This is a genomic window from Sporosarcina cyprini (genome assembly GCF_022048975.1).
Classification (GTDB): Bacteria; Bacillota; Bacilli; order Bacillales_A; family Planococcaceae; genus Sporosarcina; species Sporosarcina cyprini.
The window spans coordinates 76,913-99,830 of the sequence record NZ_JAKMHX010000028.1; the positions used below are offsets into that span (position 1 = coordinate 76,913).

A 22,918-nucleotide genomic window follows, 5' to 3' on the forward strand; every position below is an offset into this window, starting at 1 on the left:
TGAACCTCCTGTCTAGTGCTTACCTTTATCGTACTAGTTGAAAGTAAAAACAAAGTAAACAGGAAGGAAAAAGTACGTAATCTTTTTAGATTCATATAGGTGCTTAGAGAAAAACTTGGTAGGATGTAGATAGAAGAGAGGGGATCACATGTCGGACGATGCAAGAATCTTAGTAGTGGATGATGAAATCGGGATTATTAAGCTGCTGGAGATTACGTTGAGAAAAGAACATTTTACGCAAATTGTCACCGCCACTTCGAAAGAAGAAGCGCTGCAGGCGTTAGAGGAGAATGACTTTGATGTGATTTTGCTCGACGTCATGCTGCCTGACGGAGATGGGTTCACGCTTTGTTCCGCGATTCGGCAGCTGACAACCGTTCCGATTTTATTCATTAGCGCCCGCTCTAGTGATTTTGATAAATTAACCGGACTTAGTGTAGGTGGAGATGATTATATTACAAAGCCGTTTAACCCGCTTGAAGTGGTGGCAAGAATCCGGGCGATATTACGCCGTCAGAGGGTCTATGAAACGCCTGCTCCCCCTGTGCCTAAAGTTTACGAGTATGAGGCTTTCAGCTTTTCACCTGATGAAGCCGTACTGACAGTGGGAGGGGAATCGGTAGACACCACGGCCAAGGAGTTGGAGCTCCTTCATTTCTTTTGCAAACACCCGAACCGCGTGTTCACGACGACACAGCTTTACGAAAACGTCTGGGGTGAGGATGTATTCGGGGAAGAGAAGACGGTCACTATTCATATAGCGAAACTGCGCAAAAAGCTTGGCGACGATACAAGGAAGCCGAGAATCATAGTTAATTTACGAGGAATTGGCTATAAATTTATTCCTCCGAATGGAAAACCATCATGAAAATACAAAGACGATTTATCACACATTTCCTATTAGGAGTCCTGCTTTGGATTCTGCTGTTGGCCGCAACACTCCCCGTGACGATGGAGGGAATCCTGCCTCATTACGGTTTAGTCGGAGAAGGCTATGAGTGGGTCGTTCTCGTTGTCGTCGGGATTGTTTCCCTCATTAGCATCGTTTGGTTCGGCTGGTATTTTGGCAGCCCGCTCATCCAGATCATGAGATGGATTAAACAGCTGGCCGAAGGGGATTTGGCTGCGTTCCATGACTATGAGAAAACATGCAAGAAGAATGGGAAATTCAAAATGCGTTATCAGCTCTATCAGGAAGTCATTGATCAATTGATGGATATGCGCGCACAGCTGGAAAGGGCCCGGATGGAACGTACAGAAGTGGAAGAGGCGAAACGTGACTGGATTGCAGGTATATCGCATGACTTGAAAACGCCGTTGACTTATATAAAAGGCTATTCTACTTTATTGCTAAACCCGGATTACAAATGGTCGGAAGAGGAACAACGCAACTTTGTGGATGAAATCGATAAAAAAGGAACGCATATGGAACAGCTCGTAGAAGACTTAAATCTCGCAATGCGATTTGATAGTTCCGAGGCAGTTCCGATTCATAAAACGACACAGGATCTCGTCAGTTTTACGCGGGAGGTGCTCGCAGAAGTTAGCAACGATCTCCGTGCGCAGCTTCATCATTTTGAACTGCTGGCAGATGAACCAATCCAGGTTGCTTTTGATCCGAAGCTGCTAAAACGGGCATTGCATAATCTATTCATGAATGCCGTTGTTCATAATGAGTCGTCCGTGCATATTGTGGCAGCCATCGAAGAACGGCTGGAACAAGTCGTAGTAACAATCCAGGATGACGGCGTCGGCATGACAGAGGATACATTGCGCAATGTATTCAACCGATACTATCGTGGAACGACGACCGAGCAGACATCAGAGGGGACGGGCCTGGGAGTTGCCATCGTCAAAAGCCTGATTGAAGCACATGAAGGGACGATTCAAGTGGAAAGTGTCTTTCAGAAAGGGACGACCATCACCCTCACCTTGCCGAATCAATCGTAAATGGACAGCAGTAAAAAGAAAAAAGGAAGAACAGAGTCTTTTCGGACTCGTCCTTCCTTTTATGTTACTTCCCTGCTATGTTCAGGCACCAAGTAAAGTTCTCCCAAGCGGTATACCAGCCAGTGAAAAGCTCTTGCGAATCATCCCAACGTACTTCAAACTTCTTCTGGCCGTCCACTTCTATTAAATACAGCTCTAGAGTAGGATCCTCCTTAGACACCGCTAGCTTCATGCCGTTTTGTAGTTCTTCCTCGGTAAACTCGACATCTGAAACGGAACGTACCTGTGCTTGTTCGAATACTGCTTTGTTACTGATTCTATAATTCATAATAACCTCCAAATTAAACAATTAACTTTTATCCAAACTCGTTCTGCAAACGATAGAACTACAAGAGTATATACTAAAGCATTTAGCGATGAAATCAAGCATTAAATTAGCAGCTGGAGGTTCCATTGAACGATGTGGCGCAGTTCATTTCCTGCATAAAAAGGAATGCCCCGGGTCTCATGCCTTCCGGCAGGCGGATTCGGACGGTTACTGCTATTCCATATAGGGAAAGGGGAGAGTGTGAATTAAAATGCAAACTAGCAATGCATCCGGTTAGGCATATGCTATGATGGATTATACGAAATCTAGAAAGGGGAGAGGGCATTGATTCAAGTCGGTTTGACAGGATGGGGAGATCATCCCGATGTTTATAGCCCCACTTCGAATGCCAAAGAGAAATTGATTGATTACAGTACCCATTTCCCGATCGTCGAATTGGATTCGAGTTTTTACGCCATTCAACCGGAGCGGAATATCCGGAAATGGATCAGGGAAACGCCCGATACTTTTCAATTTATCGTCAAGGCGTACCAAGGCATGACTGGCCATCAGAGAGGGAAGATCCCGTATGATACGCCGGAAGAGATGTTTCAGGCATTCCGTTTGTCGATCGGGCCTTTGAAGGAAGCGGGAAAGCTTGCGATGGTGCTTGTTCAATTTCCGCCATGGTTTGATTGCATCCGGGCGCACGTTGAAGAAATCAGATACATATGCAGAGAGCTGGCGGATTATGACGTGGCGATTGAGTTTCGCCATCAGAGCTGGTATTCCGACGAATTTAAGGAGAAGACACTCGAGCTGCTGCGGGAATTGAAGGCAATTCATACGGTGTGCGATGAACCGCAGGCTGGAGAAGGCAGTGTGCCGCTCGTTCCGATCGCAACCCGTGCCGATAAAACATTTGTCCGTCTGCATGGCCGGAATGTGGGTGGCTGGCGCAACGTTACAGGCGATAGCAAAGAGTGGCGCAAAGTGCGGTATCTCTATAATTATTCCGATGAGGAGCTGGAGGAAATCGGGGCGGCGGTTGCCGACCTTGAAAAGCAGTCGGAACAGATTTACATCGTGTTCAACAACAATTCCGGAGGGCATGCGGCAGAGAATGCAAAGCGTTTTCAGCGTATGCAAGGACTGGATAGTGCCGGCCTTGCATCGAAGCAGTTGGACCTCTTTGGAGGAGATGAGTAATGGAATACGTATTATTAGCGATTATCGGTGCGCTTGCAGGTGTGCTTGGATCGATCGTCGGCTTAGGGGGCGGGACGATCCTTGTACCCCTTACATTGCTCGTCGGCATTGATCTCGGTTGGATTCCCGGCATCACACCGCAAAGTGTTGTCGGATTGTCCGTCATCATGATGATCTTCAACGGGCTTTCTTCGACCATATCTCACATGAAGGTAAAGACGGTCGATTATCAAAGCGGCTTCATTTTCTTTATAGGAACGGTCCCAGGGACTTTGATTGGGGCATTTGTGAATAAAAATGTAGACTTGCCATCATTTAATTTATATTTTGGTATTTTGCTTATAGTGCTGGCTGTTTTATTGCTCGCTCGAAAATATTTGAAGCCGATCCATTGGTTTGTCAATCATGGGAAGGAACGTGTCTTCATTGATCCAAAAGGAGAAACCCATGTATATGGCTATCCGATCTGGTTTGCCTTGCTGCTCACGTTTGTGATTGGCTTCACGTCCGGACTCTTCGGCATCGGCGGGGGAACGATGATCGTGCCGGCGATGATTTTACTGTTCTTATTTCCTCCGCATGTTGCGGTCGGCACATCGATGTTTATGGTGTTTTTATCAGCAATCGTCAACTCAATCACGCATATTTCGCTCGGGCATGTGCCTTGGCTGTATACACTCCCGGTCATTCCAGGCGCGTACATCGGCGGTACGATCGGTTCGATGCTGAATAAAAAAATGAATTCGGAAACGCTTGTTGTTGTTCTGCGAGTCATTTTATTGCTGTTTGGAATTCGATCGATCATTGAAGGGATCTGGGGTTGAAATGAAGGAATCTATTATCTCAATTCATCTTTACCATACAAATGATCTTCATAGCCATTTTGATAACTGGCCTAAAATCGGCCGGTATTTAAAAGAGAACAAAGAAAAGCATCAGCTGCAAGGCGATGCTTGTTTTGTATTCGATATCGGCGATCATATCGACAGATCCCATCCCTATACCGAGGGCACGAGGGGAAAGGGGAATGTCGCCCTTTTGAACAGCGCGGGATTCGATGCAGTGACAATCGGCAACAATGAAGGGATCACGTTGTCGAAGAATGCATTGAACACTTTATATGAAGGGGCGGCGTTCGACGTGATCCTCTGTAATTTGGAGGAACCGGACGGGACGTTTCCCAAGTGGCTGAAGCCGTATCGCATCTTTGTGACAGCAGAAGGCGTGCGCATCGGTGTAATCGGTGCAACGGCGATGTACCCGGCTTTTTACTCCCGTTTGGGGTGGAAGATAACAGAACCGCATGCCGCCCTTCGAAAGATCGTGGCGGAAATAGAAGGACAGGCGGATGTTCTAATTTGCCTATCCCATCTAGGTATCCATGAGGACCGGAAGCTTGCAGAAGAACTTGATTCGATTGATGTGATCCTTGGTGCGCACACCCATCATTTATTCACGGAAGGGGAATGGATCGGGGATACAATATTGGCCGCGACGGGGAAATTCGGAATGTATGTCGGGCATGTCTCGCTTGAATACGACGTTGAGAAAAAACGAATCACGCGTAAAGAGGCGGCTGTCGTCCGCTGTGATGGGTTGGACAGTGACCCGGGAGATACGGCAATGGTCAATGGATTGATGGACCGCGGAAAAAAGACGCTGGATGAAAACGTCTTTTATAATATTGAGTCGATGCCGCAGGAATTGTTCGGTCCAAGCAAGCTGTCCTCTTTCTTCGGAGAGGCGCTAATTGCCTACACAGAGGCCGACTGTGCATTGTTCAACGCAGGTATCTTTCTAGGCGGTCTGGAAGACGGCTGGGTTACCAAAGGGGATCTGCATGCTTTGCTGCCTCATCCCATTAACCCGTGCATCGTTAGTCTAAGCGGCAGAGAGTTGCTTGAGCTGTATGAGCTCTCCCTGAACGATGAGCTGCCGCTGACAGAAGTGAGAGGTCTTGGCTTTCGCGGCACCTTAATGGGAGCTATGATCCGTGAACGGCTGGGGATGAAGGAAGGAACCTTGTGTATCGGTGGCGAGGAAGTGGAGGAAGACAAGAGCTATCGGCTAGTTACCTTGGACATGTTCACCTTTGGCTACTTCTTTCCGTTATTGAAGGACGCGCCAAAGGAGTATATTATGCCTGAATTGATCCGCGATGTCGTCGGTTGGTTTGGCAAACGCCGGCTGGAAGAGAGCCGGAATGACGATCAGCAAATGGAATGAACGGCTCCTTGCCTGCATATATTTATGTAGGAGGAGTCGTTTTGAAATTTTATGGTCAAGTCCCGCGGAAATACTACGGCAGGAAAAAGAAAAAGCGTAAATGGATATCTCTTATATTGCCTGCGTTTCTTCTGACAATTGCCATTTTCCTCTACTTCATAAACTCCAGACTTACACCTATTTACATACAGTACGCGGAATTTCAGACGGAAATCATAGCGGCGCATGTCATTACGCAGGCGATCAAATCCCGGTCTACGGAAATTTATAACGTTAATGATATCATTAAAAACATTCCCAACGATTCGGGTGCGATGGTCACGACACAGTTCGATACGGAGATCATCAGTAAGACCATGGCGGAAATCCATAGTTTAGTGGAGTCTCATCTCGATATGGCGGAAAGCGGCAATATGGATATGCTGCCGCTTAATGAAAATATCGAATATGACCCACAAGCAATGGAAAGCCATGGAGGCGTTGTCTTTTTTGTACCGGTTGGGCAAGCGACGAACATCCCGTTGCTAGGTAATCTCGGCCCGAAAATCCCTATCCGCTTTCATGTCGTCGGAAGCGTGCATACCGATGTGGAAACGGTAGTGACCGAGTTCGGCATCAATAATGCGATCGTTGAATTGAATGTCCTTGTTACGGTGGATGTTCAAATCATCGTACCGTTGGCGACACGTACGACAACGGTAGAGCAGCGCATTCCAGTTGCTTTCGGCATGATTCAAAGCCCGATTCCGCAAATTTACAATAAGGGTGATGGCAACGCGCCGCAAATCGAAGTGCCTTTGCAGCCGGGAGGTAAGGATAATTAACCATTGATTTTGCCATCTATTCTTGTTAGGCTAGTACATGTTAGAAGAATATCGATTAGGTAGAGGCTGCATTGCTTATGAGTAACGTACGAGAGGGTGACACCGTTGACCGTGCTAGAAAGGAAGCTTTGCCGAAGCTGAATGGATTGTCGGATCCTTCAAGCTGGGGTCATTCCGAACAGGGATGACACTGTCATGCATGATTAGAATGTATGATGAGCTACAGATCGTACGTTAGATAGTATGAAATTATCCAACAAACGAACCGTAGATAGCCGATACCGGATACACGAAAGTGTGAAGGTATCGGTTTTTTCATTACCCCCTACTTGGCCTCGATTCATAGAAATGGAGGAAAGCAACTTGATTGGAACTTGGGTATCAATTTTACCGCCGCTCATTGCGATTGTGATGGTGTTGGTGACAAAGCGGGTCTTATTATCATTAGGAAGCGGAATTGTGGCTGCGGCTTTATTGGTCGCTTCGTTTTCACCGGCTGAAACAGTCAGCTATTTATGGAAAGGGATGATCGTCTCGTTTTGGGATGACGGCGCCCTAAATACGTATAATATTTTTATTATGCTTTTTATTTTATTACTGGGTGTGATCACTGCGTTTGTCAGTCTCTCGGGAGGGAGCAGGGCATTTGCGGAATGGGCCGTTCGCCGAATCAAGACAAAACGCGGTGCCAAATTGCTGACCGTCATTGTTGGCGTGCTCATCTTTGTGGATGACTATTTCAATGCGCTGGCAGTTGGACAAATTGCGCGTCCCATTACGGACGAGCATAAAGTGTCCAGAGCGAAACTTGCTTATTTCATCGACTCGACATCCGCTCCTGTCTGTGTCATCTCCCCGATTTCCAGCTGGGGAGCATTCCTGATCGGCCAGCTGGCATTGATCCTCGGATCGACGGCAGCATTGAGCTACTCGCCGCTATCTGCATTCCTGCTGATGGCACCGATGAATTTCTATGCAATCATCACATTGTTGATGGTGTTCTTCTTCGCTTGGACAAACATCGACTTCTTTACGATGAAAAAGCATGAGGAACGAGCGGACGAGGGCCAGCTCTTCGATCCCGATAAAGATATCCCTGGCCAGCTGAAAGAGGATTTTCCTGTTCATCCCTATGGCAAGGTTAGAGATTTGGTAGCGCCAATTATTACGCTCGTCGTCGCGACGTTTGGCATGATGATCTACACGGGCTATCAGGCAGGCGGAACGATGAATATCTGGTCGATTTTTGAAAATACCGATGTGCCAAGATCTTTGTTGGTCGGCGGAACGATCGGAACGCTTGTCGCGGGATGGTCTTATGTCGCTCAATTAAAAAATAACGAAACGGCGTCTATACAATGGCTCGGGAAAGCGTTTATCAGCGGTATCAAAGCGATGATGCCGGCTGTTCTGATTCTGGTGTTCGCTTGGGCTTTGACCGATTTGATCGATGTATTGGAAACGGGCCAATTTTTATCTGGAGTTGTAGAGAAATCCAATATTCCTGTCGGTTTCATACCTGTACTGATGTTCGTCCTGGCGGGTGTCATGGCGTTTTCCACTGGCACTTCTTGGGGATCCTTCGGCATCCTGCTGCCGATTGCCGGCACGATCATGCTGAATGCAGAGCCTGAGCTGCTGTTGCCTGCATTGTCAGCGGTACTCGCGGGTGCTGTGTTCGGAGACCACTGTTCTCCAATATCTGACACGACGATCCTGTCATCTACGGGAGCAGGTTGCAACCATATGGACCATGTGTCGACGCAGCTGCCTTATGCTCTGGTGGCGGCAAGCATCAGTGTAGTAGGCTATGTCGTTTTAGGATTGACTGGCTCTGTCTGGATGGGTCTGCTGGTGGCACTTGCTGTACTCGGAGCGTTGTTCTTTGTATGGACCGCAAAGAGTAAAAAAATGAAAGCAGGACAATCCGCATAACGGGTTATTTATCTTTGGTAATAGTTAGGTAGGGGCGATGATTTTTCATCGCCCTTTTGTTATGGATGCGGTAATTGTCGAATAAAATATTGTTTTGACAATAGTCAGTTAGACGTATATACTAATCTCTAAGATTATATACTAATCTGAAAATATATAACTTTGACTCCTTTTAGAGAAGGAGCAATAGGGAAAGGGGAGAGCTTTATGGAACAGCGTTCGCAATGGGGCACGAGGGCCGGATTTATCATGGCTGCTGTAGGTTCCGCGGTAGGGCTCGGCAATATCTGGCGTTTTCCATACGTGGCGTATGAAAACGGCGGAGGGGCATTTTTCATTCCATATTTATTCGCACTACTGACTGCCGGCATACCGATTTTGATCATGGAATTTACAATAGGCCATAAGTATCGCGGTTCGGCTCCATTGTCATTCTTCCGTATGAACGGAAAAGGAGCGGAGTGGCTCGGATGGTGGGGGATTTTTGTTTCGTTCGTCATCTCGACTTACTACGCTGTCATCATCGCGTGGGCGATGAAGTATACGATTTATTCCTTCAATATGGCATGGGGGGATGATACGGGCGGTTTCTTGTTCGGCTCCGTATTGCATCTCGCGGATAATCCGGGAGAAATCGGTGGAATAGTTCCAGGCGTATTACTTCCATTGCTGCTCGTGTGGGCGATTGCCTTCATTATTTTGCTTGCCGGCGTCAAAAAGGGGATAGAATTGGCAAACCGTATTTTCATCCCGACACTTGTCGTCGTCTTCCTTCTCGTCGTTCTGCGCGCGGTCACGCTCGATGGAGCGGCTGTAGGATTGCAGGCTTTCTTCAAGCCTGATTTAAGCAAGTTAGCGGATTCGACCGTCTGGGTGGCGGCGTATGGGCATATCTTTTTCAGTTTATCCATCGCCTTCGCCATCATGATTACCTATTCCAGCTATTTGCCGAAGAAATCGGATATTACGAACAATGCATTCATCACGGGATTTGCAAACTCCGGCTTTGAATTGCTTGCAGGAATTGGGATTTTCGCGGCGCTAGGATTCATGGCGACGCAAGCGAACGTGCCAGTCGGCGAAGTCGCTACTGCAGGTGTAGGCTTGGCGTTTGTCGTATTCCCGCAAATTATCAATGAGATGCCGGGGATGAACGGAATCTTCGGTGCACTCTTCTTCCTGTCACTCGTACTGGCAGGGCTCACGTCGCTTATTTCGATCTGTGAGACGTATATTGCAGGGGTTTCCGATAAGTTCAATGTGTCCCGTACTAAGTCCGTTATTATCGGTGTGGGGGCAGCTGCGCTGATCTCCTTGCTGTTCGCAACGAATGGCGGTTTGTACTTGCTTGATACGGCCGATTACTTTATCAACCAGTTCGGAGTTGCAGCAATTGGATTGATTGAAGTCATTCTCATTGCATGGGCATTCCGTAAGCTTCGCGTGTTCGAGACACATGCAAATGAGATATCCGATATTCGGGTGGGAACGCTCTGGCGTATTTGTTTGAGCGTCATAACACCTATCGTATTGGGCTGGATGATGATCGACTTGTTCCGTAAAAATATCTACAGGCTGCATGACACGGATAACGGAAACTACGAAGGGTATCCGGACGGATTCATTTTGGCTGGCGGATGGTCAGTTGCCATCTTCGCCATTGTCATGGCACTGATTTTCACAGCGATGAAGTGGAATAAGAAAGCGACAGAATTCACGGATTATGATAATCGATAAGGAGGATTCACAATGAGCGGAGATGCAATTTTAATGATGGTTGTTGGGATCCTCATTATCTGGGGTGGTTTAGCGGCAAGCGTCGTCTATGCAATAATGAAATCCAGAAGCCGAGCTTAATAGGGGAAAGCGCGTCTGATAGAAGGCGCTCTGGACTGCAGGCAAAGTCAAGAAACCTTGATTTTGTCTGCAGTCTTTTTCTTATGAATCAAACGGTACTTCCGCTCCGGCATGTAGAAGAAAAGAGAATGCCAAGTATCATAAGAAAGAGAATCCATTTCATGCGAACAGCTTTAGAATTATTTTAGTTTTGGGAGCGGCGGGAGGTTGTTTGAAGTCTGAATATATGTTACATTGACAGGTATAAGGGAATATATCGTCAAGCAGATTGGAGTCGGTTGTCTTGTCATGCAGACCAGAAGTTAAAAAAAGAGATGAACATGTCCGTAAACCGGATTGGTTGAAAATCAAGCTGAACACGAATGACAATTATACAGATTTGAAAAAATTGATGCGTGAAAAGAACTTACATACTGTTTGTGAAGAAGCACGCTGCCCGAATATCCATGAGTGCTGGGGAGAACGCCGAACGGCTACGTTTATGATTCTAGGGGCTGTCTGTACTCGTGCATGCCGCTTCTGTGCGGTAAAAACGGGTCTTCCGAATGAATTGGATCAAGCAGAACCGGAACGTGTCGCAGATTCGGTTTCTTTGATGAACTTAAAACACGTCGTGGTCACTGCGGTAGCACGTGACGATTTAAAGGATGGCGGTTCTGCCATTTTTGCGGAAACGATCCGGGCCATCCGGCGTAAAAATCCGTTCACGACAGTGGAAGTACTTCCTTCAGATATGGGCGGAGATTATGATAACTTGAAGCGTCTCATGGATGCCAAGCCGGATATTTTGAACCACAATATTGAAACGGTTCGAAGATTGACACCAAGAGTCCGTGCACGTGCGACGTATGATCGTTCTTTGGAACTTCTGCTCCGTGCTAAGGAAATGTATCCTGATATTCCAACCAAATCTTCTTTAATGCTAGGACTTGGAGAGACGTGGGAGGAAATCATCGAGACGATGGACGACCTCCGTGCACATCAAGTGGACATCATGACGATCGGCCAATATTTGCAGCCGACGAAAAAGCATTTGAAAGTCCAGAAGTATTACACTCCACAGGAATTCGGCGAATTGCGGAAAATAGCGATGTCAAAAGGTTTCTCACATTGTGAAGCAGGGCCGCTTGTTCGTTCAAGTTACCATGCAGATGAACAGGTTAACTCGGCGGCGAAGGAAAAGCAACGGATTGGTGATGAATTATTGGAGTCAGCGGTGAAAAGCTGAATGGTGGTGTGACATTGATTACGATAGAAAATTACACATATGATCTCATTAAAGACTATCGCGATGGTTTTAATGAAGAGGCATTGAACGCACGTTTCAGTGACGTCTTGTTGAAGTACGATTATATTTTGGGGGATTGGGGATACGGCCAGCTCCGTCTCAAAGGGTTCTTTGAAGATCGGAACAATAAGGCCACCTATGAAACCAAAATTAGTACGGTCCAAGATTATTTATACGAATACTGTAATTTCGGCTGTGCCTATTTTATCTTGAAAAAGACCGGGAAAGTGAAGTCGACTCCTGTCGAGGCTGTACCGGATGAGGAAACGCATGTGTAATCTACACATGCGTTTTTCCTTGTCTTTATTTGACGAGCCTGATGGCAACGAAATGACGGAAAAGAGTATAATAAGATATGTGATATGATGGAAGCATGAAATTGCTTACTTAGGAGGAGACCCAATTGTATTTCATTGATCGCAACAAAATTTACGCTACCCTTACCTACATGGAGCAGCTGCTTGAGTTATTCCGCCAGGAGGCAGGATGGCAGAAGGATCAAGTCCACGCACTCGCATTAGAAAGACTTTCGCACGGAATCGTCGAATCGATCATCGACGTCGGCAACTCGATGATTGACGGTTTCATCATGCGGGATCCGGGTAGCTATGAGGATATCATCGATATTTTAGAGGATGAAAAAGTGATCACTCCGCAGATGGCTGAACCGTTGAAACGGGTAGTGGAACTTCGGAAAATGATTGTACGTGACTTCATGAAAGTGGATATTGGCACATTGGATACCGTGTTATCTGGAGCTCTCGAGGAACTGGCTGCATTCCCGCCAAGGGTTCGTGATTATTTGGAGAATGAACTAGGTCCGGTCTCCGCTTTTTTACCTTCGGAGCAGGAGTAATCGAGAATGGACAAGTATAAAGCGGTCTGTTTTGATTTGGATGGGACAGTGTACAGAGGGAAGGAAGCCATTCCGGAGGCAGTCGAGCTAATTGATGCACTGGGCAGCCGGGGAACAGCTCCGTATTTTGTTACGAATAACTCGTCCATGACTGCAGGGCAGCTCCAAGCTAAACTTGCCTCCCTAGGCATTCAGGCAGAAGAGGACCATATTATGACGTCTGCGATTGCGGCGGCAGCGTACTGTAAGGAACATTTTGACGGTGCCTCTGTCATGATGATCGGAGAGGAAGGACTGCGCGCTGCGTTAGTGGAGCAAGGGTTCTCCCTCACGGATCGCAACCCGGATATTGTCGTGATGGGAATTGACCGCGGCGCGACCTATGACAAACTGGCAGAAGCCTGTCTAGCCATCCGAGCGGGTGCCGGATTTGTGGCGACGAACGGAGACAAAGCGTTTCCGACAGAACGCGGACTGGTGCCTGGAAATGGCTCGTTCGTAAAGCTAATGGAATATGCCACTGATGTCGTTCCGGTCATTGTAGGCAAACCAGAGCCGCATATGCTGCATTTTATCCAGCAGCAAGGCGGTTATCAGAAGGATGAAATGGTGATGATCGGGGATAATTATGAAACGGATATTGAAGCGGGTCTTCGTTTCGGTATTGACACGATTCACGTGGAAGGCGGCGTCACAAGCCGGGAAACTGTAATGAAAGCAGCGAAGCAGCCGACACATCTCTTTGCAACACTCACCGATTGGAGCCGATAAAGGACCACGCATAGACAATATAAAAGGCAATCCATGTGAACACTGGATTGCCTGCATTTTTTCCTAATTAGTTTTTTAAAATAAAGGATTTTCTTCAATGAATTGATAGATTTTCTCTGTCAATTCCTCTGGCGTGTCCGCTTTCACGATTTCCCCATTTACGAGGGCGTAAAGCGAGTCCGCACAGGCTGTGCAATAACTGAGACAGCCATATTCCAATACATCTATGTTTGGATCCCTTTCTAACGCTTCCAATGTTTTTTGTGAACCGTTTGCAAGATTGCTCATGCAAAATTCAACTATCGGATTCACGACGATCACCTCACCTAAATGGCATCCTACTCTTTTTTCCGAACGGCGTCAATTTTCAAGTCTTATTGTGAAAGTTATCACAAACTGATATAATAGGGTGGAAAAATAACGGAAACTGTTAGACGAAGGAGAATACTATGAAAAAACTTGTCTTATTAGGTGCAGGGTATGGAAACATGCGCATCTTGCTCCGCCTTTTGAATAAAGAACTTCCTGACGACATTGAAATTACACTGGTGGACCGCACGCCATTTCATAGTTTGAAGACAGAGTTCTATGCTCTGGCTGCAGGCACAGTTCCAGACTCCGAAGTACGAGTCGCATTGCCTGTGCATGATCGGCTACGTGTAGTAGAAGGGGAAATCGAGGATATCGAACTGGCTGAAAAGCTGGTCCTTCTGCAGGATGGCAAGGAAATCCCTTACGATCAGTTGGTGATCGGTCTTGGCTGTGAGGATAACTATCATGACGTTCCAGGAGCCGCTGAGAACACGTACAGCATCCAAACGATCGGGAAGTCCCGAGTTACGTACAAAAAGCTGCTAGGCCTCGGTGGCGGCGCTACAGTCGGCATCGTAGGCGCAGGGCTAAGCGGAATTGAATTGGCGAGCGAGCTGCGCGAAAGCCGTCCCGATTTGAAAATCAAGCTGTTCGATCGCGGATCCCGAATTTTAAAAGACTTTCCTGAGCGGCTCAGTAACTATGTGAAGGATTGGTTCATCAAGCATGACGTCGAAGTTGTCTCCAATTCGAACATTACAAAAGTAGAGCCGAACGCCCTCTACAACCACGAAGATCAAATCGAAGTCGATGCTGTCGTTTGGACAGCCGGCATTAAACCAGCTGGATTAATCGAAAATCTGGATGTAGAAAAGAATCGGTCGGGCCGTGTTGTGTTGAACCAATATCACCAAGTTCCAGGTCATACGGAAGTGTATGTCGTTGGAGATATTGCAGCTCTGCCACATGCGCCGAGCGCTCAGCTTGCAGAGGAACAGGCCGAGCAAATCGTTCGTGTCCTTCGGATGGAATGGAACGGCGAGCCGTTGCCAAAAGAAATGCCGGAAATCAAACTAAAAGGATTCATGGGCTCCCTTGGGAAGAAGCAAGGTTTCGCCTACTTAGCCGACCGGACCGTAACCGGCCGGATTGCAAGATTATTGAAATCCGGTGTTCTTTGGATGTACAAGTGGCATAATGGTTAATATGAAAAATCCCTTCAGCATGTGAAGGGATTTTTATTTTGACCACTTATCGATCAGCCTTGGGGTACAAAGCCGTGTTTCTCAAGTTCGGTAAAGACCGGCTTTAATTGAATATAGCCTTCACCGACCACTTCTCCCTCTACTATGACGAGCGGGTAGAAGTATTCATCGTTCAACACTTGCTCGGCAACCAATTTTTGAGCCTCATCCGTAATATCCGATTCAATATCGATGTATTCGATGTGATACGGATGTCCGGGATATTTTCGGTCAATGGCCGCTTGCAGCCATTCATATGTATCCTTAGACGAAGGCGCGTTGACACAGCTGGCACAGACGATATCCGCTCCGTAAATTTCTATTCTCACTGAACTTTCCCCCATATGACAGTTCCCTCCGATCTGTTAACGAATCTTCTATCTTTATGATAAGAAAGATATGAGATTTTAGCAAACTATTATCCGGTTCGGAGTTAATAAACTGTTTCATTGAAATCGACGGTTCAATTGCTGGTATGCACATATGTCCAATCGATAGGGAATAGCCTATTGATGATAACGCAATGGGGAGGAATTTGTATCGGGTATTACGTTAATGTGGATCGGGGAGTGAACTTGTATGTGGAAGATCTGAACCCCGAAGCTGAAAATACAATCCTGTTCATCCATGGCTGGCCGTTAAGCCACAAACAGTTTGAGTATCAGTTTGATGTTCTGCCGGCTATGGGATATCGTTGCATCGGACTGGATTGGCGAGGGTTTGGTTTATCGGATAAGCCGTTCAATGGCTACACATTAGATCGGCTGGCGGATGATCTCCGGGCTGTCGTCGAGGCGCTCAAGCTCCGAAATTTTACGCTTTTGGGCCATTCAACAGGCGGGGCAATTGCCATCCGGTATATGTCGAGATATCGAAGCTATGGCGTGTCAAAGCTTGTTCTCGTTGATGCGGCAGCGCCGACAGGTTTTTCTGTCGAAACGGCAAACCGTTATTTAACGCAAACCGTAAACGACCGCCCTAAACTAATGCATGACGTCACGGACGGTTTCTTCTTTCAATATATTTCGAAGCCTTTTTCGGATTGGTTTTTTCAAATGGGGATGCAGGCAGCAGGTTGGTCAACGGCAGCTATTGTTGTTTTATTGCGTGATGAAAATGTGGAAAGAGATCTCGCCGTTATTCAGGCACCAACGTTACTCATTCACGGGGTTCATGATAAAGTGATTCCTTTTTCTCAAGCAGAAGAGGTAAAAAAGAAAATCCGCAATTCGCAGCTCATTCCTTTTCATTACAGTGGCCATGGCCCGTTTTGGGAGGAAAGGGAGCGTTTTAATCGCGTGTTAATGGAGTTTATTCAGTAAAATCTATTTGGTACGAAGGAAAACACTAGGTTTCGCCTTTCTGCATACAAACGCAAAAGCGGTAAAAACTAAGTTAGAACCAGAACTTTCATATGCGGACAAATTTATTAATTTGTATTTGCAGTGCTCTTTAATTATAATAAGTATAATGAAAGGGGAGAACTTATATCATGACAGATACAACAATGATCGATTCTGTACAAGAAGTTTTAAATAAATTGCGTCCATTCCTCTTGCGCGATGGCGGCGACTGTGAATTGGTCGATGTGGAAGATGGCATCGTCAAGCTTCGTCTTTTGGGGGCTTGCGGCACTTGCCCGAGCTCGACGATCACACTGAAAGCCGGAATTGAGCGCGCATTGCTTGAAGAGGTACCTGGCGTTGTAGAAGTGGAACAAGTATTTTAATGGAATTGTCTAAATGAGAAAGCGGCCTGTGCAATGGGCCGCTTTTTCATGGTTGTGTTTTCATCTCACGTATCTCCTGCCAACGATCTTTCGCGAGTTGGATGACATGGGGTTCTGTCGAAGAGCGCTGGCTCTCAATAATACGGGATAAGTTCCGTATCGCTTCTTCCTCGTCCCCAATTTGCCAGGACAGTTCTGCAATCATATAAAGGACTCGGGTTTCTGACATTTGGGTTCCAGCAAAATCGCCATTTGAATACGCTTCTGTGTATAGGTCGCGTGCAATGGCTTTAAATCTTTTCTCGGAAGCCTCGTCGTCTTTGTCTTTGTATAGCCAGGCAATCCGCAACGTGATGCCAGCCATCGTCAGTGATTTTTCCCTTTTGATGCTGGCGCTCAGATAGGCCAGCTTATAGGACTCGATCGCTTCATCAATTGTCCGCTCGCTGCCGAATGAGCGGCCGCTCCAGAGCGAAGTGATCGTTTGGGCAATTTCTTCTTTGACGCCCGGGCCGAAATAAGGCGTGAAATCTTCTGTGAAGGAAAAACCACAATGCGGACAAACCGCGACATTATAAAATAACGGATGCAAATCCGAGTTGTTGTAGATTGGCTTGAAGTCACTCTCATGCTTGATGACGCGCACGAAACGAGAACGGATTTTGGTAGTAGTAAATTTCTCCTTGCAATGAAGGCACTGAATTTTCTTTTCGTAGGTAGGATTTATCTCCATAGCGCACCATCCTTTCGTACTATTATCTTTATTATAACCTAAATCTTTAGAACTGGAAGCAACTATATTTGCACAGCTCCGAAAAACCTTGATATGATTAGGGAAATGATAAAAAAATTAATGACATGCCGGATAAATCGGCAACTAATTTGCAGGAAGGTGAATAAAATGACTCAATATGTTGAAATTACAGAAGCGGCTGCTTTTCAGGTGAAAAAGATGATGGAGCATAATGGGGAAGAAGGTTCATTCTTGCGTGTCTCTGTCAATGGAGGCGGCTGCAGCGGATTGACATACGGATTAGGCTTTGCGGAAGAACAAACGGATGAAGATATTTTATCCATACAGCATGGCATCAACGTGCTCGTTACGAAAGAAGATGCGCCGATTCTCACGGGGACCAAAGTGGATTATAAGGAGTCTCTCATGGGTGGAGGTTTCACAATCGATAATCCGAATGCCATTGCTTCCTGTGGATGTGGGACATCCTTTAGAACAGCATCCAAAGCAGGATCCCCGCAGTCTTGCGATTAATTAACATAGAGGGGTACACCCTTTGAAAATACCTAGGGGCATAGTTTGCTCTATTTCAGTATTTTCAAATCATAACTATTTTTATTATAGTGTTGAAAACGCTTATTAAAAGGGCTAGTATAAGTATAGAAGTTTGTCGAAAATGGACAAATGCCAGGACTATGAAAATCGTCTCACATACCGATTTCCTATGGGCCGGGCGCAAAAAGTGCTACTTCAATCGAAGTGGGGTCCCCACACCCTCCGATTGCAAGTTAGACCATTTGGCCGACAGGTTTGATATCCTGGCAAGCCGGCTGGTGTAACACTTTTTTTAAGTGGGGGCTCTCCCGTTTTGCGGGCTAATAAATTCAAAGGTGGTTTCGATTTTCGTGAAAAGACCGACAATCTTAGTACTAGGTGCGGGTTACGGCGGTTTAGCTACAGTCGTTAACTTGCAAAAATCGATTGGAACTGATGAGGCGGATATCGTACTTATCAACAAGAACGATTATCACTATGAGTCGACTTGGCTGCATGAAGCTGCAGCTGGTACATTATCTCCTGAGCAGGTCCGTTATGATATAAAGCACGTTATCAGCCAAGATAAAGTCAAGTTCGTCAAAGCTGAAGTTCAAGCGATCGACGTGAAGGGCAAAGTGGTTACAACTGATGTGGGTACACATGCTTATGACTATCTTGTTATCGCACTAGGTTTCGAAGGAGAAACATTTGGCATTACTGGATTGGACAAATATGCTCTTTCCATTGCGAATGTTAAAGCAGCACGTCAAATCCGTGAACATATCGAATACCAATTCGCTACATGGTCATTGGAAGATGAAAAAGACGATAGCCGCCTGACAATCGTAGTAGGTGGAGCTGGTTTCACAGGTATTGAATTCCTAGGTGAATTGGCAAACCGTGTACCGGAACTTTGCAAAGAGTTCGATGTACCGCGTGAAAAGGTTCGTGTTATCTGTGTAGAAGCGGCACCTATGGTACTTCCAGGATTTGATCCTGAACTAGTCGATTATGCAGTTCGTCAATTGAAGTCAAAAGGAATCGAATTCTCAATTGGCACGCCAGTTGTAGAGGCGACTCCTGAAGGCGTTAAGATCAAAAAAGGCGAAGAGGAATTCGAGTTCATCAAAGCGGGAACAGTCGTATGGGCAGCAGGTGTCCGCGGTAACCGTTTGATCGAAGAAACTGGCATTGAAAACATGCGTGCGCGTGTCAAAGTTGAAAAGGATCTTCGTGCTCCTGGCTTTGATGACGTATTCATCGTGGGCGACTGCGCATTGATGATCAATGAAGAAACGAACCGTCCATATCCTCCAACTGCACAAATCGCGATGCAGCAAGGTGATATGTGTGCAAATAACCTAGTGGCCCTAATTAAAGGTCAATCGACATCCGAATTTGTTCCTGACCTAAAAGGAAGCATTGCGTCCCTTGGTGATGACGATGCAATCGGTGTTGCTTTTGGCAAGAAGATGACAGGTAAAAAGGCATCTTTCATGAAGAAGATGGTTGACAACCGGGCATTGTTCTTGATTGGCGGTCTAGGCCTCACATTGAAAAAAGGGAAGTTCAACCTTTTATAATAAGATAAGTTCATGATGAGCATCTGCCTGTAGTACAGGGCAGGTGCTTTTTTTAGAAAGGGGGATCTTTCTGTGACAGCAAGGGGCAATGTTTGGCTTGGCGCTGCCGGCCTCGTGATAAACAGCAATGGGGAGTGGCTCGTTGTTAAAAAGACGTATGGGGGGTTGAAAGGTTTCTGGTCCCTTCCTGCAGGATTTGTGGAAGGCGGCGAAACGGCGGATCAGGCAGCCATCAGGGAAGTGAAGGAAGAAACGGGAATCGAAACCGAGCTGGTCGGCATGATCGGCTTCCGGACAGGCGTCCTGAATGGCGCGATCAGTGATAATATGGCTATTTTCTTATTGAAGCCGAGCAGTCAAGGGCAGATGATCCAGCGTGATACGAAAGAGATTGCTGTCGCCGCCTGGCAATCTCCTTTCGAATTAAAGGATGGGGATGATGTTTCCCTGATGCTCAAAGAGATGGCAGAAAAAACGATAGAGTCCGGCCTGTTTCGAATGAAGGATCGAAACCCCGGTGACTGGTTTGGCTATACGGCTTACAAACTATTTTTTAGTGAGTGATCTTTGACAAATCGGTGACTGTTCCTCATTCTGTTGAAAGGGTGCCGATGTTCCTGTAAAATGGTGATTGGAAAACGGGGGTAGTCGAATTGGAACAAATTTCTTTGGTGGAAGTCATCTTATCCGTGTTAATTTTCGTTGTCATGTTCTTTGGCATCGGTTTTTTATTAAATATGCTATTGCGGATGTCTTGGCTGATGGCCATCATTTATCCGATCGTTGTCATCTTGATTATCGATGAAGTGAAATTTTTTGAGTACTTTACGAAACCGGCTTATGCATTCAATGCCTTGGGACATAAGATCATGGCTTTGCATGCGGTCGATATTATCATTTTGACAAGTGGTCTTGTCGGTGCCATCATCTCGGGGATCGTCATCAAAGCATTGCGGAAACAAGGCTATCAAATGTTTTAACTTAGCACGCAGCATACTGTTTTTATACATGAGAAAAGGCTCAGCTTGGAGGGAATTCCCCCAGGTGAGCCTTTTTCATTTGATAAAGGTGTACGTAATAAGGGAAATGAGTATCCCCGTAACAGAACCTGCAAATACTTCACTCGGCTTGTGGCCAAGCAATGTTTTCAGCTCCTGTATTTTTTGCTGTCCGTCTTTCTGTGGCCAGCCTTTTATCTCCTGAACAAACGTCTGGAAGTCCAGCCGCATCTGATTGATGATCAGTGCTTGCTGCCCCGCCTGATAGCGAATGCCTGTCGCATCGAACATTACAATCACTGCGAAAATCGCAGACACAGCGAAGAGGGGAGAATCTAAACCAGTTTCAAAGGCAATGGCTGTCGTCAAGGCTGATACGGCTGCCGAATGGGAACTCGGCATGCCACCGGTGGACGTCATCAGTTTCCAATCGAGTTTTCGTGTCAATAAATAATGAATTGGAATTTTGACGAACTGCGCAAAGAAGATGGCAAATAAAGCCGCCAAAAGCGGAGTGTTTTGTACTATACCCATCTGCTTACACTCCTTGTTAAAAGATAATGGCCGTAAAAAACTTTTTCGGCGAATGCAGTACTTCTTTTCGATTTTTCAATCGTTTTTTTCAGTATACCATAGCGGCTGGAAGAGGGCTTGAAAATTACAACTTTTCCGTTCCGAAATTTTAAGTAAATGGACCAATGGTATATAATACAAGATGTATGAAAAGTCAGGAGGAGTCAAATGAAAACACTATCAATTGAAACAGAACTTAGCAAAGTGACCGCAGACGTTTTAGTTGTCGGGGTACCCGAACATCCTGAAAATGTAGAAGGGTGGGCTGCGTTTGCGGAATCATTCAGTTCACGGATTTTGGATTGGGTGCGCGCCGGAGATATTAAGACTGGATTTAAAGAAATCGTTAAAATGCCGTCTTTATCCGAACAGAGCTATAAACGCGTGCTGTTTGTAGGGCTAGGCGCATCGAAGGACTTGACTGAGGAGAAGCTTCGCCAGGCGTTTGCGGCTGTCGGAAAAGAATTGCTTGCAAGCAAGTATGAAAACGCAGCCATTTGGACAGCTCCGTTCACAACCGAAGAGTTGACATGTGCGGATGTCGCTTATGCGGCAACTGAAGGGATCGGCCTAGGTACGTATAAATTTGAAGGCTACCGGACGGATTCCAATGAGAAGGATTTCTCTATCGAGTCGCTGCAGTTCATTTCTTCATTAGATGAAGATGAATTGAAAGCTGCTTATGCCGTTGGAAAAGCATATGCACGGGCAGTAAATGAAGCGCGCAACCTTGTGAATATGCCGCCAAATTTGCTGACGCCTACCAAACTTGCGGAATATGCTGAAGAACTAGCGGCGAAATACGATTTTGAAATTGAAACACTAGGCAAGAAAGAGATGGAAGAGCTCGGAATGGGAGCTATTCTTGCGGTCAATAAAGGTTCTGTCGAGGAACCGCGTATGATCGTATTGAAATATTCGGCTACAGAGGAATGGGAAGATGTTGTAGGTTTGGTCGGTAAGGGGGTTACATACGATACAGGCGGCTACTCCTTGAAACCAAGAGAGAGCATGGTCGGAATGAAAGGAGACATGGGAGGAGCTGCTGCTGTTCTAGGAGCCATGGCGATCATCGGCGAATTGCGGCCTGCCCGTAATGTCATCGCCGTTATTGGAGCCACTGATAATATGATATCCGGAGAGGCTTTTAAACCAGACGATGTCATCACTTCATTAAGCGGAAAAACAATTGAAGTACTGAACACGGATGCGGAAGGAAGGCTCGTGCTGGCAGATGCTGTCACGTATGCGAAGCAGTCCGGCGCAAACTATCTGATTGATGTTGCGACTTTGACAGGCGGTGTCATCGTAGCTCTTGGAAATGATAAAACAGGGGCACTCACAAACAACGAGGCGTTCTTCGAGGAATTCATGGAAGCTTCCTTGGAAACAGGCGAATTTGTATGGCGTCTGCCGTTGACGGAGAACGACAAGAAGCGAATCCGTAAAAGCGATGTCGCGGACTTGAACAATTCGCCGGGCCGTGATGGCCATATGATTTTTGGCGGTGGTTTTGTCGGAGAATTCGTTGGCGACACACCATGGATCCATTTGGATATCGCGGGTACTTCAGATGCGTCCGCTCCTCATGATCTCGGACCAAAGGGCGCGACAGGTGTCATGGTACGCACACTTGCAACTTTGGTTGAAAGAATGGCGGAAAAGGATTCAGAATAGGCCATTGTCCCTCCACCAATCATCTATGTTGAATAGGATAGGTGGGAAAGGGGGATGAAGATGTCACGTTATGGTAGAGGTGGTCGTGGTTATGGCGGCGGATTTGGACGGGGTTTTGGAAATAATGGGTTTGGATTTGGATTCGGTGGACCGTTTTTAGGAGGGCTGGTAGGCAGCTTTTTAGGTAACGCGGTTTTCCCGCAGTCTTATTATCCGACTCCATATTACAATTATTATCCGTATGGAGGTTATCCGGGGTACTATCCTCCGTATTATCCGCCGTATTATCCATATTGATAAAAAACGCGC

27 protein-coding genes and 1 riboswitch are annotated in these 22,918 nt (G+C 46.4%); of the genes, 22 read left to right on the plus strand and 5 right to left on the minus strand.

From position 1 onward, the window contains the following. Window positions 1-148: 148 nt before the first annotated feature. Both L7D49_RS11630 and L7D49_RS11635 read left to right on the plus strand, forming a co-directional pair. Window positions 149-868, plus strand: a complete 720-nt coding sequence (locus L7D49_RS11630) for a response regulator transcription factor (protein WP_238081014.1) — start codon at window positions 149-151, stop codon at window positions 866-868. Next, window positions 865-1,950, plus strand: a complete 1,086-nt coding sequence (locus L7D49_RS11635; RefSeq protein ID WP_238081015.1) for a sensor histidine kinase — start codon at window positions 865-867, stop codon at window positions 1,948-1,950. The genes L7D49_RS11630 and L7D49_RS11635 overlap by 4 nt, the downstream gene beginning before the upstream one ends. Window positions 1,951-2,014: 64 nt before the next feature. Here the strand turns inward: L7D49_RS11635 and L7D49_RS11640 are convergent, their stop codons facing one another. After that, on the minus strand, window positions 2,015-2,278 hold the full coding sequence (locus L7D49_RS11640) for a hypothetical protein (protein WP_238081016.1): 264 nt from the start codon (window positions 2,276-2,278) through the stop codon (window positions 2,015-2,017). A gap of 324 nt (window positions 2,279-2,602) precedes the next feature. Between L7D49_RS11640 and L7D49_RS11645 the strand changes: the two genes are divergently transcribed. The 11 genes from L7D49_RS11645 (at window position 2,603) to L7D49_RS11695 (ending at window position 13,223) form a co-directional block, all read left to right on the plus strand. Next, the gene (locus L7D49_RS11645; protein WP_238081017.1) at window positions 2,603-3,466 is read left to right on the plus strand and encodes a DUF72 domain-containing protein; all 864 of its coding nucleotides are present in this window, start codon (window positions 2,603-2,605) and stop codon (window positions 3,464-3,466) included. Further along, entirely contained in the window at window positions 3,466-4,290 is an 825-nt protein-coding gene (locus tag L7D49_RS11650; RefSeq protein ID WP_238081018.1) for a sulfite exporter TauE/SafE family protein, read from the plus strand. Before L7D49_RS11645 ends, L7D49_RS11650 begins: the two co-directional genes overlap by 1 nt. 1 nt (window position 4,291) lies before the next feature. Beyond that, window positions 4,292-5,692, plus strand: a complete 1,401-nt coding sequence (locus tag L7D49_RS11655) for a bifunctional metallophosphatase/5'-nucleotidase (RefSeq protein ID WP_238081019.1) — start codon at window positions 4,292-4,294, stop codon at window positions 5,690-5,692. 41 nt (window positions 5,693-5,733) lie between these two features. Continuing rightward, on the plus strand, window positions 5,734-6,516 hold the full coding sequence (gene yunB, locus L7D49_RS11660) for a sporulation protein YunB (RefSeq protein WP_238081020.1): 783 nt from the start codon (window positions 5,734-5,736) through the stop codon (window positions 6,514-6,516). Window positions 6,517-6,568: 52 nt separating this feature from the next. Continuing rightward, a riboswitch (Lysine riboswitch) is annotated at window positions 6,569-6,747 on the plus strand. 132 nt (window positions 6,748-6,879) lie between these two features. Then, window positions 6,880-8,451 (plus strand): Na+/H+ antiporter NhaC family protein, encoded by a 1,572-nt coding sequence (locus L7D49_RS11665; protein WP_418895877.1) that lies wholly within the window; start codon window positions 6,880-6,882, stop codon window positions 8,449-8,451. 207 nt (window positions 8,452-8,658) lie between these two features. Then, the gene (locus L7D49_RS11670) at window positions 8,659-10,188 is read left to right on the plus strand and encodes a sodium-dependent transporter (RefSeq protein ID WP_238081021.1); all 1,530 of its coding nucleotides are present in this window, start codon (window positions 8,659-8,661) and stop codon (window positions 10,186-10,188) included. Window positions 10,189-10,200: 12 nt separating this feature from the next. After that, window positions 10,201-10,308: a methionine/alanine import family NSS transporter small subunit gene (locus tag L7D49_RS11675; RefSeq protein WP_238081022.1), complete on the plus strand. Its 108-nt coding sequence runs from the start codon at window positions 10,201-10,203 to the stop codon at window positions 10,306-10,308. A 283-nt stretch (window positions 10,309-10,591) separates the two neighbouring features. Then, on the plus strand, window positions 10,592-11,536 hold the full coding sequence (gene lipA, locus L7D49_RS11680) for a lipoyl synthase (RefSeq protein ID WP_238081023.1): 945 nt from the start codon (window positions 10,592-10,594) through the stop codon (window positions 11,534-11,536). A 14-nt stretch (window positions 11,537-11,550) separates the two neighbouring features. Continuing rightward, window positions 11,551-11,874, plus strand: coding sequence for a YutD family protein (locus L7D49_RS11685; RefSeq protein WP_238081024.1), 324 nt, complete (start codon window positions 11,551-11,553; stop codon window positions 11,872-11,874). Between the two features lie 125 nt (window positions 11,875-11,999). Continuing rightward, window positions 12,000-12,452 (plus strand): DUF86 domain-containing protein, encoded by a 453-nt coding sequence (locus L7D49_RS11690; protein ID WP_238081025.1) that lies wholly within the window; start codon window positions 12,000-12,002, stop codon window positions 12,450-12,452. Window positions 12,453-12,458: 6 nt separating this feature from the next. Continuing rightward, window positions 12,459-13,223, plus strand: a complete 765-nt coding sequence (locus L7D49_RS11695; protein ID WP_238081026.1) for a TIGR01457 family HAD-type hydrolase — start codon at window positions 12,459-12,461, stop codon at window positions 13,221-13,223. 75 nt (window positions 13,224-13,298) lie between these two features. Here the strand turns inward: L7D49_RS11695 and L7D49_RS11700 are convergent, their stop codons facing one another. Then, window positions 13,299-13,535 carry a YuzB family protein gene (locus L7D49_RS11700; protein WP_238081027.1) on the minus strand — a complete coding sequence of 79 codons (237 nt, stop codon included), beginning with the start codon at window positions 13,533-13,535 and terminating at the stop codon, window positions 13,299-13,301. A gap of 137 nt (window positions 13,536-13,672) precedes the next feature. Between L7D49_RS11700 and L7D49_RS11705 the strand changes: the two genes are divergently transcribed. Beyond that, window positions 13,673-14,740: an NAD(P)/FAD-dependent oxidoreductase gene (locus L7D49_RS11705; RefSeq protein WP_238081028.1), complete on the plus strand. Its 1,068-nt coding sequence runs from the start codon at window positions 13,673-13,675 to the stop codon at window positions 14,738-14,740. A gap of 53 nt (window positions 14,741-14,793) precedes the next feature. Here L7D49_RS11705 and L7D49_RS11710 read toward each other — a convergent pair whose 3' ends face one another. Then, window positions 14,794-15,123, minus strand: coding sequence for a YuzD family protein (locus tag L7D49_RS11710; protein WP_238081029.1), 330 nt, complete (start codon window positions 15,121-15,123; stop codon window positions 14,794-14,796). A 195-nt stretch (window positions 15,124-15,318) separates the two neighbouring features. Between L7D49_RS11710 and L7D49_RS11715 the strand changes: the two genes are divergently transcribed. Both L7D49_RS11715 and L7D49_RS11720 read left to right on the plus strand, forming a co-directional pair. Then, window positions 15,319-16,101, plus strand: a complete 783-nt coding sequence (locus L7D49_RS11715; RefSeq protein WP_238081101.1) for an alpha/beta fold hydrolase — start codon at window positions 15,319-15,321, stop codon at window positions 16,099-16,101. 170 nt (window positions 16,102-16,271) lie between these two features. Then, complete coding sequence (locus L7D49_RS11720) at window positions 16,272-16,508, plus strand: NifU family protein (protein ID WP_184212455.1); 237 nt, start codon at window positions 16,272-16,274, stop codon at window positions 16,506-16,508. Between the two features lie 46 nt (window positions 16,509-16,554). Here L7D49_RS11720 and L7D49_RS11725 read toward each other — a convergent pair whose 3' ends face one another. Then, entirely contained in the window at window positions 16,555-17,241 is a 687-nt protein-coding gene (locus L7D49_RS11725) for a DUF2225 domain-containing protein (RefSeq protein WP_238081030.1), read from the minus strand. A gap of 168 nt (window positions 17,242-17,409) precedes the next feature. Here L7D49_RS11725 and L7D49_RS11730 point away from each other — a divergent pair, with 168 nt between their 5' ends. The 4 genes from L7D49_RS11730 to L7D49_RS11745 all read left to right on the plus strand — a co-directional run bounded on the left by L7D49_RS11730 (window position 17,410) and on the right by L7D49_RS11745 (window position 20,341). Next, a complete protein-coding gene (locus L7D49_RS11730; protein WP_238081031.1) occupies window positions 17,410-17,775 on the plus strand; it encodes a HesB/IscA family protein in 366 nt (121 codons plus the stop codon). Between the two features lie 371 nt (window positions 17,776-18,146). After that, window positions 18,147-19,361: an NAD(P)/FAD-dependent oxidoreductase gene (locus L7D49_RS11735; RefSeq protein WP_238081032.1), complete on the plus strand. Its 1,215-nt coding sequence runs from the start codon at window positions 18,147-18,149 to the stop codon at window positions 19,359-19,361. 72 nt (window positions 19,362-19,433) lie between these two features. Further along, window positions 19,434-19,925, plus strand: coding sequence for an NUDIX domain-containing protein (locus L7D49_RS11740; protein WP_238081033.1), 492 nt, complete (start codon window positions 19,434-19,436; stop codon window positions 19,923-19,925). 89 nt (window positions 19,926-20,014) lie between these two features. Beyond that, on the plus strand, window positions 20,015-20,341 hold the full coding sequence (locus L7D49_RS11745; protein ID WP_238081034.1) for a YuiB family protein: 327 nt from the start codon (window positions 20,015-20,017) through the stop codon (window positions 20,339-20,341). Between the two features lie 75 nt (window positions 20,342-20,416). On the opposite strand, the gene L7D49_RS11750 is transcribed toward L7D49_RS11745, so the two are convergent. Then, window positions 20,417-20,893, minus strand: a complete 477-nt coding sequence (locus tag L7D49_RS11750) for a divergent PAP2 family protein (protein ID WP_238081035.1) — start codon at window positions 20,891-20,893, stop codon at window positions 20,417-20,419. A gap of 207 nt (window positions 20,894-21,100) precedes the next feature. Between L7D49_RS11750 and L7D49_RS11755 the strand changes: the two genes are divergently transcribed. Together L7D49_RS11755 and L7D49_RS11760 are read left to right on the plus strand one after the other, a co-directional pair. Further along, window positions 21,101-22,609 carry a leucyl aminopeptidase gene (locus L7D49_RS11755; RefSeq protein WP_238081037.1) on the plus strand — a complete coding sequence of 503 codons (1,509 nt, stop codon included), beginning with the start codon at window positions 21,101-21,103 and terminating at the stop codon, window positions 22,607-22,609. A 60-nt stretch (window positions 22,610-22,669) separates the two neighbouring features. Further along, complete coding sequence (locus tag L7D49_RS11760; RefSeq protein ID WP_238081039.1) at window positions 22,670-22,906, plus strand: hypothetical protein; 237 nt, start codon at window positions 22,670-22,672, stop codon at window positions 22,904-22,906. Window positions 22,907-22,918 lie beyond the last annotated feature (12 nt).